This window comes from Streptomyces sp. NPDC004658 (assembly GCF_040609555.1).
Lineage (GTDB): Bacteria > Actinomycetota > Actinomycetes > Streptomycetales > Streptomycetaceae > Streptomyces.
Window position 1 is genome coordinate 1 of the sequence record NZ_JBEXKG010000195.1, and the last position, 12,118, is coordinate 12,118.

Consider the following 12,118-nt stretch of genomic DNA (forward strand, 5'->3'; position numbering starts at 1 on the left):
CCGCGCCGCGCTCCCGCGCAGCGTGGCCCGGCACCGCGGGCACAGCGCCGTCCGAGGTGCGCCGCAGCCCGCGCAGTCGGCCGGCAGCACCAGGTCGGTGAGGTCCTGCCACCACCCCCGCATGACCACCACTGTGCCAACGCGACCGCGTACCGGCCAGGCCTGTGGACAACGGTCTGTGGACAACGCGAGCGCGGCTACGGGGAAGGGCGCCAGGCGCCCTGGATCCCAGCCGTCCTCGCTCGCGGCCGTACCGCTCTCAGCCCGGATAGACCGGCGCCGACCCGTCCTTGTCGACCTTCTGCCACTGCGCCCCGGACGGCAGGCGTACGACCCCGTCCTCGGAGCAGGCCACCAGCGGCACCCGCTCGTCCTCGGACGCGGCGATCGCCTTCACGCTGGTGAGGGCACCCGGTGCGGGGCCGTCGAGGGTGGAGCCGTCGACCTGGACGTACCGCATCTGCTGCACGCCCCCCTGCTCCTGCCCGACGACCAGCAGCCTGCTGTCCCCGGCCCAGGAGATGGCGCTGACCTGCTCCAGGTCCGGTGCCGCCGACCGCAGGCCGTCCACCGAGATGCCCTGCCCGGTGCCGTCGTCGCGCTGGATCCGCCCGATGAACAGGGACTGCTTGCCGTCCTTCTCCACGACCAGCGCGATCCGTGCCCCGTCGGCGGCCACCCGAGCGTCCCTGATCCGGCCCGACAGGTCCGGGACGGCGACCGGCTCCAGTTTGTCGGCGCCCTGTTCCAGGACGAACAGGCGCGGCCGGTGCGGGTTCCGGTCGGCCACCCACAGGTCGCCGCGGGCGTCCCAGCTCGGGGTGGCGAGCCGGCGGTCGGGGGTCGCGCCGGCACTGGTCACCAGCGGCTCGCCGAGCGATCCGTCCGACGCGAGCGACGTCACGTACAGCGTCCTGCCCTCGTCACCGACCGCTGCCGCGGTGCGCTCGTCCCGCGACACGGCCACCGACTGGAGCCGCCTGCCGCCCTCGCCCAGCGGACCCGGCACCGGCGCGGACGCCGTCCCGGTGCTCCCGGTCTGCATCCGCACCATGCGGTGCTTGCCGTCGAGGAAGTACAGGTAATCGGGACGCTTGGACGATCCGTGCCAGGCGACGGATTCGGCGCGCTCCCCGGTCAGTTCGCACAACCGGTCGTCGCCGGTGCCCCGCAGCTCGACGGACTCCAGCGTCGGCGCCAGGTTCCGCAGCGTGAACAGCATCTGCGTCGCCATCTCGGTGCACTTGCTCGGCGCCACCCGGGACGGCTTGAGGTTCAGCGGGACCGTCAGCTTGTTCTGGTCGTCCGGTGCCAGCCCGGACACGCCCTTCCGCAACGCCGTACCGGTCGGGAAGCTCGACCTGACCACCGGTCGGAGCCACGTGGTGGGGCCCTTCAGCAGCGAGCGGACCAGCTGGGTCATCGGGTCCACCTTGCTGCGCACGAACACCGGGTCGGCGACCGCCACCGGCTGCCCGCTCTCCCCGACGGACGCGTTGGAGGCGAAGTAGTACTTGTCGACGGACGTGTAGTTGCGCTGGAAGTCCGACTTGCCCATCACGACCCCGTTGGGCAGCCCGTCGATGCGCCACTGCCCGTTCTTCGGGTCCTTGGTGAGGTGCAGCTTCTTGCGGTAGGTGCCGTCGGCGGGCTGGTAGGCCTGCTCCGAGTCCACCGTGGCGACCTGGCTGCCGGCCAGCACGCAGGTGACGCTGTTGACCTCCTCCCGGCCCCCCGGACGGCAGTCGGTCTCGATGGTCGGCCCGTTCGCGAGGACGGTGGTCGACTGCTCCGGCCGCCAGGTGCGGGCCGCGTCGGCCGTCAGGTACTTACGGGCCGTGTCGTACCCCGGGTCGTCACTGGTCAGCGCCTCCAGGAAGCCCTGCATGATCTCACCGGGACCGGCACCGTCGGCCGGCGGCATGGCGAACACCCGGACCCCGGTGTCCTGCCGCGGAGTGGACTCCACATCCCGCAGGTCCCCGCTGTCGGGCATCGAGGCGCAACCGGCCAGCAGTACGACACCCAAGGCGGCGTACGCCACCGCGCGCCACGACCGCCGCCGTGCGCCCCCCTCGCGGTCAGCGGCCACGAAATGCCTCCCCTGGCTCGGTCGAGTCCTGCGGCGCGACCGCGTCCGGCCGGCCCGCGCTCCCGCCCGGCGCCGGATGTGCGGCGGGCCCGTCGGCCGGACGCCGTGCGCCGGCGGTGGGCCGGGGCACGACCCGCGCGCCGTTGCCGTTGCCGGGCAGGGCGGTCGGGTCGACGGCCGGGGTGGCCGTGGCCAGCCGCGGCGCGATCTCCGCCCGTGGCGGCAGCGCCGGCGCCTGGACGCCGTTCTGCTGCACCGGAACCGTCGCCCGCTTCTCCTCGACCGCCCGGGTCAGGCCGGCGTCGTCGAGGCCGCGGTTGCGGCGGGAGTCCTTGGGCTCCAGCGGTATCGGCGAGCCCCGCAGCGGCTCGTCCGCCGTCCTGGGCAGCGTCAGCCGGAACTGGGAACCGCCGCCCGGCTCGCCCCACGCCTGCAGCCAGCCGCCGTGCAGCCGCGCGTCCTCCAGGGCGATCGACAGCCCGAGGCCGGTACCACCGGTGGTACGCGCGCGTGCCGGGTCGGCCCGCCAGAAGCGGCTGAACACCCGGGTCGCCTCACCGGGCTTCAGTCCCACGCCGTAGTCCCGCACCGCGATGGCCACGGCTCCGCCCGCTGCGGCCATCTTGACGACGACGTCCTTGCCCTCGCCGTGCTCGACGGCGTTGACGACGAGGTTGCGCAGAATCCGCTCCACGCGCCGGGCGTCCGCCTCGGCGACGACGGGCTGCTGGTCGCCGAGGACCCGTATGTGCGTGCCCTTGCGCTCGGCGAGCGGCTCGGCACCGCTCACCACCCGCCGGACGACCTCCCTGAGGTCTATCGGCTCCGCCTCCAGCGCCGCCGCCCCGGCGTCGAAACGGCTGATCTCCAGCAGATCGGCGAGCAGCGACTCGAACCGGTCCAGCTGGTCGGCGAGCAGCTCGGCCGACCGCGCGGTGACGGGGTCGAAGTCCTCACGCGCCTCGTGGATGACGTCGGCGGCCATCCGGACGGTGGTCAGCGGGGTGCGCAGCTCGTGCGAGACGTCCGAGACGAATCGCCGCTGCATCCGCGACAGGTCCTCCAGCTGCTGGATCTTGCCTTGCAGGTTCTGCGCCATCTTGTTGAAGGCCTCGCCCAGGCGGGCGATGTCGTCCTCACCGGTGACCTTCATCCGCTCCTGCAGCCGCCCGGCCGACAGCCGCTCCGCGATCCCGGCCGCCATCCGCACCGGCGTGACGACCTGCCGCACCACCAGCCAGGCGATGGCACCGAGCAGGACGACGACGAACAGCCCGGCGGTGGCGAGCGTGCCCTTGACCAGGCTCAGGGACTTCTCCTCCTGCGTGAGCGGGAAGAGGTAGTACAGCTCGTACGGACGGCCGTTCGGGTCGTTGACCTGCTTGCCGATCACGAGCCCCGGCTGCGAGTCCTTGCCGCCGTAGTAGACGATCCGCGTGTTGCTCTGGACGGCCGACGTGCCGCTGTTGACCCGCTCGCGCAGCGCGGCGGGCACGCTGGAGGTCGGGTTGACGTTCCCGGAGCCGCGCGGGCTGCGTCCGCCGCCGCTGTCGTCACCGACGGGCAGCGTCACCACGTCGAAGGCGCCCGCGCCGCCGCTGGACAGCGACTCCACGAGGTCGCTCATCCACTGGATGACGTTCTGCGACTGCCGCCCGTCCGCGGTCGCCGTGCCGTCACCGGTTCCCGCCCCGGCCCCGGCTCCCGCGCCGGTCCCGCCGGCCGCCTCGTCGGCCTTCTGCTTGGCCACCGCGAACCCGCCCGTGGCCTGGCTCTGGGACGCCTTGACCTTCGCGTCGAGCAGGCCGTTGCGCACCTGCCCGATCACGACGAAGCCGAGCAGCAGGACGACACCGAGCGACATCAGCAGGGTGGTGGCGACGACCCTGAGCTGGATGTTGCGCCGCCACAGCCGCATCACCGGCAGCAGCGGACGGCGCACCCAGCGCAGGAACAGGCGGAGGACCGGGCTGCCCTGGACTCCGCCCTCGAGCAGCCCGCCGTCGAACAGTCCCCGCAGGCGCGCTCCCGCCGGCCGGCCGACAGGCCGCCCCGGACGGGCCCCAGAACCGCCGGGGGCCGAAGCGGCGCTGTCCCCGGACATGTCAGCTCGGTCCGGCCTTGTAACCGACACCACGGACGGTCACCACGATCTCCGGCCGCTCCGGGTCCTTCTCGACCTTGGAACGCAGCCGCTGGACATGGACGTTGACGAGCCGCGTGTCGGCCGCGTGCCGGTAGCCCCACACCTGCTCCAGCAGCACCTCGCGGGTGAACACCTGCCAGGGCTTGCGCGCGAGCGCGACCAGCAGGTCGAACTCCAGCGGCGTCAGCGCTATCGACTGCCCGTCCCGCTTCACCGAGTGCCCGGCGACGTCGATGACCAGGTCACCGATGGTGAGCTGCTCCGGCGCCGGCTCCTCCGACCTGCGCAGCCGCGCCCGGATCCGGGCCACCAGCTCCTTCGGCTTGAACGGCTTGACGATGTAGTCGTCGGCACCCGACTCCAGGCCCACGACGACGTCGACGGTGTCGCTCTTGGCCGTGAGCATCACGATCGGCACACCGGACTCCGCCCGGATCAGCCGGCACACCTCGATGCCGTCCCGTCCGGGCAGCATCAGGTCGAGCAGCACCAGATCGGGCTTCGCCTCACGGAAAGCGGCCAGCGCCTTGTCGCCGTCGGCTACGAAAGACGGCTCAAAACCTTCACCACGCAGCACGATGCCGAGCATCTCGGCCAGTGCGGTGTCGTCGTCGACGACAAGGACTCGTCCCTTCATAAACGACATCATCCCATTCTCATAACAGCGACAGGCGCCCTGGTGAGGGAGGTCACTGGCCGGTGACGATAGTCGTACGGGGCCGTCACTGTCTGCCCCTGCCGTCGATGGGGATGCCGGTCACCGATGTCAGTTCGACAGCGGCGGAGCCTCCGCCGGAGGCCGGACGCACAGTTCCGCGAGCGCCTCGGCGGTCACGGGCGAGATTGCTCCCTCCTCGGTGACGATCGCTGTCACCAGTTCGGGCGGAGTCACGTCGAACGCCGGGTTGTACGCCTGCGTCCCCAGCGGTGCCACCGGAATCCCGGCCCCCGCTCCCGCCGCCTGGGACGCCGCCACCTCGGTCACCTCGAAGCCGGGACGCTGCTCGACCTCGATGGACGCCCCGTCGGGAGTGTCCGGGTCGACCGTGGTCAGCGGGGCCACCACGATGAACGGGACGTGGTGGTACCGGGCGAGCACGGCGAGCGGGTAGCTCCCCACCTTGTTCGCCACCGAACCGTCGGCCGCGATCCGGTCCGCCCCGATCAGCACCGCGTCCACCTCACCCGCCGCGAACAGGGAACCGGCCGCGTTGTCCGTGAGCAGGGTGTACGCCATACCGCTGCGGGCCGCTTCGTACGCCGTCAGGCGAGCGCCCTGCAGCAGGGGACGCGTCTCGTCCACCCACAGCCGCCGCAGCCGGCCCGCCCGGTGCGCTGCGAGGGCCACGGCGAAGGCCGTGCCTTCCCCACCCGACACCAGCGAACCGGTGTTGCAGTGGGTCAGGATCCGGTGCCCGCCCCCGGGCAGCAGCTCGTCCAGCAGCGCCAGACCATTGGCCGCCATCCGGGCACTGGCCTCGGCATCCTCCTGGTGCAGCGCCCGCGCCGCCGCCAGCGCCGCCACCGCGGCCGCGGTGGGGTCACCGGTCCGGGCCAGCGCCGCCTGGTGCGCCGCCTGCGCCCGGCGCACCCCGACGGACAGGTTCACCGCGGTGGGCCTGGCCTCTTCGAGCGCCCGCGCCGCCTCGGCGACGTCGAAGCCCCGCGCGGCGGCGAGCGCGACGCCGTACGCCCCCGCGATCCCGAGCAGCGGCGCGCCGCGCACGGCGAGCGAACGGATCGCCTCCACCAGCGCCGCCGCGTCCGTGCACACCAACTCGACCTCTTCGGCCGGAAGCCTCGTCTGGTCGAGGAGGACCAGTACGGGACCTTCTGGTGGTTCCTCCCATCGGATCGCCGGTATCCCTGTCGGCCGCTTGTCCCCGCCGGTTCGCGCCTGCTGATCAACCATGCCGTCAGTCTGCCCCGGATCCGGCGGACAATTGAAGGAGTCCAGCCCCCACTGTGGCCGGTCCGCCGGTGACCGGCCCATGGCACGATGGCTGCCAACCTGCCGCCGCGACCGCGGACGGGCACCGAGAAGGAGCTTCGATGACTGACACTCCGGGCTGGGCCTCGCCCGGATCCGCCCCGTCGTCCGAGGGGCGGGAACCCGGTGCGTCCGGCCCCGCCGAGCCCGCAGACCGCCCCGGCCCCACCGAACCCGCGCCGCAGCCGGGCACGGACGCGCAGGGCCCAGGCTCGAAGTGGTCCAAGGAACAGCCGCCGGCCGGCCAGTGGTCCCCGCCCACCGGTGCCCCCAGCCCGCAGCAGGCCCCGCCGCCCCCGCCGCCCGGCCCTGGCTGGGGCGGCCGGCAGCCCGGCGGCCCCGGCCCCGGCGGATACGGCGGCCCCGGCGGCTACGGCGGCCCGCCTCCCGGCTACAACGGTTACGGCACTCCGGGCGGCCACCCCGCCTGGGGCGGCGGCTGGGGAGGCCCCCCGCCGGCGGCCAAGCCCGGTGTCATCCCGCTGCGCCCGCTCGGCGTCGGCGAGATCCTCGACGGTGCCGTCTCCACCATGCGTACCTACTGGCGCACGGTCCTCGGCATCGCGCTGGCCGTCGCCGTCGTCACGGACACCTGTCTCGTTCTCGTCCAGGGCTTCTTCGTCAACGACGTCGTCGCCCGTACGTCCCTCGACAGCCGGACCGCCACCCTCGACGACGCCTACCGCTCCCTGCGCGATTCCATGATCGGCACCGGCATCGTCACGGTGATCTCGGCAGCCGCCGTCATCATCGCCACCGCCCTGCTCACCACCATCACCAGCCGCGCCGTGCTCGGCAGACCGGTCAGCACCGGCGAAGCCTGGCGCGAGGCACGCCCGCAGATCCCGAAGCTGGCCGGTCTGCTCGTCCTGCTCGGCCTGATCACCGTCGGAGTGATCGTCGTCGGCGCACTGCCCGGCTTCCTGGTGCTGCTGAGCGGCGGCAGCGACGCCGGAGGGTCGGCGCTGTTCGCCCTGGGCATCCTCGCAGCCGTCGTCGTCGCGGTGTGGCTGGCCATCCGCTACTACCTGGCCGCTCCCGCCCTGATGCTGGAACGCCAGAGCGTGACCAAGGCGATGAGCCGCTCCGCCAAGCTGGTGCGCGGCTCCTGGTGGCGCGTCTTCGGCATCCAGCTGCTCGCCTGGCTCATCGCCAACATCGTCTCGGCGATCGTCACCATCCCCTTCGCCCTCATCGGCGCCGCCGTCAGCGGCGACGGCATGGGCGACTTCCTCGGCACCAGCGGCGGACACGTCGGCTGGGCGTTCCTGATCATCCGGGGGATCGGCTCCCTGATCGGCACCACGCTCACCCTTCCGATCAGCGCCGGCGTCACCGTGCTCCTCTACATCGACCAGCGCATCCGCCGCGAGGCCCTCGACCTCGAACTGGCCCGCGCCGCCGGCGTCCAGGGCTACGGAACCGGCGCCCCCGGCCCCGTCCCCGGGAGCTGATGCGGTGAGCCTCACGGGGGGAGTCCTCACCGCCGCGGCCCCACCGGGCACCGCCATGGCGGTCGGGGGCGGGCTGCTGCGTGCGACGGACCGGCTCGTGCGGGCGGCCGGCGGCTCGGGAGACGAGCCACCGGTGACCATCGGGCGCGATCCCGCACGCGAGGCGGCCCGGCGCGAGCTGTCCAAGCGGATGTACCACGAGAACGACCCGAGCCTGCTCCAGCGCGCCCTGAACGCGTTCTGGGACTGGCTCGACCGGGCCCTCGGCACGGCCGCCTCGGCGACTCCCGGCGGCACGGTCGGCCTGGTCGTCGTCATCCTGTTCGTCGTCGCCGTCCTGGGCGCCCTGTGGTGGCGCCTGGGCACTCCCCGCCGCCGGCCCACCTCGGCCGCCACCCTGTTCGACGAGCGCCCCCGCAGCGCCGCCGAGCATCGCGCCGCCAGCGAGGCCCACGCGGCCCAGGGCCACTGGAACCAGGCCGTCCAGGAACGCATGCGGGCCCTCGTCCGCTCCCTGGAGGAACGGGCCCTGCTCGACGTACGCCCCGGCCGCACCGCCGACGAAGCAGCCGCCGAGGCCGGGCGCGTCCTCCCCGCGCACGCGGACCGGCTGCGCGCCGCCGCCCGCGACTTCGACGACATCACATACGGCGGACGCACGGCCGGCGAGCAGTCGTACCACCGCCTCGCCCAACTCGACCACGACCTGGAACACACCAGGCCGAACCTCGCCAACCCCGCCAGCGCCGTCAGCACGGCCCGGAACACCCGCCAGGGGGCCGCCGAGTGACCACCGAGGCCACCCCGACGACCACCTCCACCGCACCCACCGGCCGCCAGGTGTGGACCCGGACCCGAGGCATCGCACTCGCCGTCGTGCTGCTCCTGGTCGCGGCCGTCGCCATGGCCGCCGTACGCTCCACCACCCGGCACGGCGACCTCGACCCGCGCTCCCCCGACCCCTACGGCAGCCGCGCCGTCGCCCAACTCCTCGCCGAGCGAGGTGTCTCCACCCGTGTGGTCACCACCCTCGGTGCGGCCCGCGCCGCCGCCGGTCCGGACACCACCCTGCTCATCGCCGTACCCGATCTGCTGACCCACCGGCAACAGACCCGGCTGCAGGCGGCGACCGCGTCCTCCGGCGGGCGGACCGTCCTCGTCGCGGCCGGCAGCTGGTCCGTCGAACGGCTCGCCCCCGGGGTCGCCGCGGACCCCGCCACCAGCGACGGCTCCACCCTCGACCCGGACTGCACACTGCCCGAAGCCCGGCGGGCGGGCCCCGCCGACACCGGCGGCGTCCGCTACACCACCACCCGCCTCGACGCGGACTCCTGCTACCCCAGCGAACGCCTCGCCACCCTCCTGCGCGTCCCCGCGTCCTCCGGAGGCGGCGACACCGTCGTACTCGGCGCGCCCGACATCCTCTACAACGACCGCCTCGACGAGCAGGGCAACGCCTCGCTCGCCCTTCAACTCCTCGGCTCCCGCCCCCATCTGGTCTGGTACCTCCCCTCGCTGTCCGACGCCTCCGCCGCCGACAACGGCGAACGGAAGAGCTTCCTGGACCTGCTCCCCTCGGGATGGCTCTGGGCCACCCTGCAACTGTTCATCGCGGCGGCCCTCGCCGCCTTCTGGCGGGCACGCCGCTTCGGCCCCCTCGTGCCCGAGAAACTCCCCGTCGCGATCCGGGCCTCCGAGACCGCCGAAGGCCGCGCCCGCCTCTACCGCAACGCCAACGCCCGCGACCGCGCCGCCACCGCTCTCCGCTCGGCCACCCGCACCCGCCTCGCCCCCCTCGTCGGCGTCCCCGTCACCCAGGTGCACACGCCCGAGGCCCTGCTCCCCGCCCTGTCCACCCACCTCGCCGGCGACGGACAGGCCCTGCACTCCCTCCTCTTCGGACCGCCGCCCGGCGACGACGCGGCCCTCATCGCCCTCACCGACCAACTCGACGCCCTCGAAAGAGAGGTACGCCGTTCATGATGGACCCGACCACTGACAACGCCGGGCAGAGCGGGGACGCGGGCACCGCCCGCGCCTCCCTGGAAGCCCTGCGCGCCGAGATCGCCAAAGCCGTGGTCGGCCAGGACCCCGCCGTGACCGGCCTCGTCGTCGCCCTCCTCTGCCGCGGACACGTACTACTGGAAGGAGTCCCCGGGGTCGCCAAAACGTTGCTCGTCCGCGCCCTCGCGTCCGCACTGGAACTAGACACCAAACGCGTGCAGTTCACCCCCGACCTCATGCCGAGCGACGTGACCGGCTCCCTCGTCTACGACGCCCGCACCGCCGAGTTCTCCTTCCAGCCCGGCCCGGTCTTCACCAACCTCCTCCTCGCGGACGAGATCAACCGCACGCCGCCCAAGACCCAGTCGTCCCTGCTGGAGGCCATGGAGGAACGCCAGGTCACGGTCGACGGCACCCCGCGCCCGCTCCCCGAGCCGTTCCTCGTCGCCGCGACGCAGAACCCGGTCGAGTACGAGGGCACCTACCCCCTCCCCGAAGCCCAACTGGACCGCTTCCTCCTCAAACTGACGATCCCTCTGCCCTCCCGGCAGGACGAGATCGACGTCCTCACCCGGCACGCCTCGGGCTTCAACCCACGCGACCTGCGCGCCGCCGGCGTACGACCGGTAGCCGGCCCCGCCGACCTGGAGGCGGCCCGCGCCGCGGTCGCCAAGACGACCGTCTCCCCCGAGATCACCGCCTACGTCGTGGACATCTGCCGCGCAACCCGCGAGTCGCCCTCCCTCACCCTGGGCGTCTCCCCACGCGGCGCCACCGCCCTGCTCGCCACCTCACGCGCCTGGGCCTGGCTGACCGGACGCGACTACGTCACCCCCGACGACGTGAAGGCCCTCGCCCTGCCCACGCTGCGCCACCGCATCCAGCTGCGCCCCGAGGCCGAGATGGAAGGCGTGACCGCCGACGCGGTCATCAACGCCGTCCTCGCCCACGTCCCGGTCCCCCGCTGATGGCACTCACCGGACGCGCCGCCCTCCTCGCGGCCCTCGGCTCGATCCCCGTCGGCATCCTGGAACCCGGCTGGACGGGCATCCTCGCGGTCAACGGCCCACTGGCCCTGGCCTGCGCCTGCGACTACGCGCTGGCCGCGCCGGTACGCCGCCTCCGGCTGACCCGCTCCGGCGACACCTCCGCACGCCTCGGCGACACCGCCGACGTCACGCTGACGATCACCAACCCGTCCCGCCGGCCCCTGCGGGCACGGATCCGCGACGCGTGGCCACCGAGCAGCTGGCAGCCGGGCACCGAGATCGACGCGTCCCGGCACCTGCTGACGGTGCCACCGGGGGAGCAGCGACGCGTGACGACCCGGCTGCGCCCCACCCGCCGGGGCGACCGCCACGCCGACCGCGTGACGATCCGCTCCTACGGCCCCCTCGGACTCGTCTCCCGCCAGGGCGCCCACAGGGTCCCCTGGACAGTACGGGTTCTGCCCCCGTTCACCAGCCGCAAGCACCTGCCGGCGAAACTCGCACGATTGCGTGAACTCGACGGCCGCACCAGCGTGCTGACCCGCGGGGAGGGGACGGAGTTCGACAGCCTGCGCGAGTACGTCCCCGGTGACGACACCCGCTCGATCGACTGGCGTGCCACGGCCCGGCAGTCCGCCGTCGCCGTCCGCACCTGGCGCCCGGAACGCGACCGGCACATCCTGCTCGTCCTGGACACCGGCCGCACCTCGGCCGGCCGGGTGGACGACGCACCACGCCTGGACGCCTCCATGGACGCCGCCCTGCTACTCGCGGCCCTCGCCTCGCGTGCGGGCGACCGCGTGGCACTGCTGGCCTATGACCGCCGGGTCCGCGCCCTCGTCCAGGGCCGCGCGGCAGGCGATGTGCTGCCTTCCCTGGTGCATGCGATGGCGACACTGGAACCGGAACTCGTCGAGACCAACGCTCGCGGCCTCACCGCCACCGCGCTCCGCACCGCGCCCCGCCGCTCCCTGATCGTGCTCCTCACGACGCTGGACGCGGCACCGGTGGAGCAGGGTCTGCTTCCCGTGCTCCCGCAGCTCACTCAACGCCACACTGTTCTGGTCGCCTCGGTGGCAGACCCGCACATTGCCCGCATGGCGCAGGCCCGGGGTAATACGGAGGCGGTGTACGAAGCGGCGGCGGCCGCTCAGGCGGAGAGCGAGCGTCGGCGCACTGCGGAGCAGCTCCGCCGTCATGGTGTGACGGTGGTCGACGCGACACCGGAGGATTTGGCGCCGGCGCTCGCGGACGCGTATCTGGCTCTGAAATCGGCGGGTCGGCTCTGACTGAAAGGCTTCGGCCCGCCATTTGTCCCTGCATTGTCTCTCGGGGGACGTCGAATGGTCCTAAACGCAGAAAACCCCCGCACCGAAGTGCGGGGGTCTCCTCAAAAATTGTTCGGCGGCGTCCTACTCTCCCACAGGGTCCCCCCTGCAGTAC

General features: G+C 73.2%; 9 protein-coding genes and 1 pseudogene. 5 read left to right on the forward strand and 5 right to left on the reverse strand.

Annotation, left to right across the window (positions count from 1 at the left end; all coding sequences use genetic code 11):
* The 5 genes and pseudogenes from ABZV94_RS36370 to mtnA all read right to left on the reverse strand — a co-directional run.
* Window positions 1–123: pseudogene (locus tag ABZV94_RS36370) on the reverse strand (ComF family protein); the annotation flags it as partial.
* A gap of 136 nt (window positions 124–259) precedes the next feature.
* Complete coding sequence (locus ABZV94_RS36375; RefSeq protein ID WP_356348366.1) at window positions 260–2,092, reverse strand: LpqB family beta-propeller domain-containing protein; 1,833 nt, start codon at window positions 2,090–2,092, stop codon at window positions 260–262.
* On the reverse strand, window positions 2,082–4,196 hold the full coding sequence (gene mtrB, locus ABZV94_RS36380; RefSeq protein ID WP_356348368.1) for an MtrAB system histidine kinase MtrB: 2,115 nt from the start codon (window positions 4,194–4,196) through the stop codon (window positions 2,082–2,084). The genes ABZV94_RS36375 and mtrB overlap by 11 nt, the downstream gene beginning before the upstream one ends.
* Before the next feature lies 1 nt (window position 4,197).
* A complete protein-coding gene (gene mtrA, locus ABZV94_RS36385) occupies window positions 4,198–4,887 on the reverse strand; it encodes a two-component system response regulator MtrA (protein ID WP_005316841.1) in 690 nt (229 codons plus the stop codon).
* Between the two features lie 117 nt (window positions 4,888–5,004).
* Window positions 5,005–6,150 (reverse strand): S-methyl-5-thioribose-1-phosphate isomerase, encoded by a 1,146-nt coding sequence (gene mtnA, locus ABZV94_RS36390; RefSeq protein WP_356348371.1) that lies wholly within the window; start codon window positions 6,148–6,150, stop codon window positions 5,005–5,007.
* Window positions 6,151–6,290: 140 nt separating this feature from the next.
* On the opposite strand from mtnA, the gene ABZV94_RS36395 reads away from it, so the two are divergent.
* Genes ABZV94_RS36395 through ABZV94_RS36415 form a run of 5 tightly spaced genes read left to right on the forward strand, consistent with a single transcriptional unit; the run spans window position 6,291 to window position 11,964 of the window.
* Entirely contained in the window at window positions 6,291–7,682 is a 1,392-nt protein-coding gene (locus ABZV94_RS36395; protein WP_356348372.1) for a glycerophosphoryl diester phosphodiesterase membrane domain-containing protein, read from the forward strand.
* Window positions 7,683–7,737: 55 nt separating this feature from the next.
* On the forward strand, window positions 7,738–8,472 hold the full coding sequence (locus ABZV94_RS36400; RefSeq protein WP_356348381.1) for a DUF4129 domain-containing protein: 735 nt from the start codon (window positions 7,738–7,740) through the stop codon (window positions 8,470–8,472).
* Entirely contained in the window at window positions 8,469–9,665 is a 1,197-nt protein-coding gene (locus tag ABZV94_RS36405) for a DUF4350 domain-containing protein (RefSeq protein ID WP_356348373.1), read from the forward strand. Before ABZV94_RS36400 ends, ABZV94_RS36405 begins: the two co-directional genes overlap by 4 nt.
* Window positions 9,665–10,654, forward strand: coding sequence for a MoxR family ATPase (locus ABZV94_RS36410; RefSeq protein WP_356348375.1), 990 nt, complete (start codon window positions 9,665–9,667; stop codon window positions 10,652–10,654). The genes ABZV94_RS36405 and ABZV94_RS36410 overlap by 1 nt, the downstream gene beginning before the upstream one ends.
* Entirely contained in the window at window positions 10,654–11,964 is a 1,311-nt protein-coding gene (locus ABZV94_RS36415) for a DUF58 domain-containing protein (RefSeq protein WP_356348378.1), read from the forward strand. The genes ABZV94_RS36410 and ABZV94_RS36415 overlap by 1 nt, the downstream gene beginning before the upstream one ends.
* Window positions 11,965–12,118: the final 154 nt, after the last annotated feature.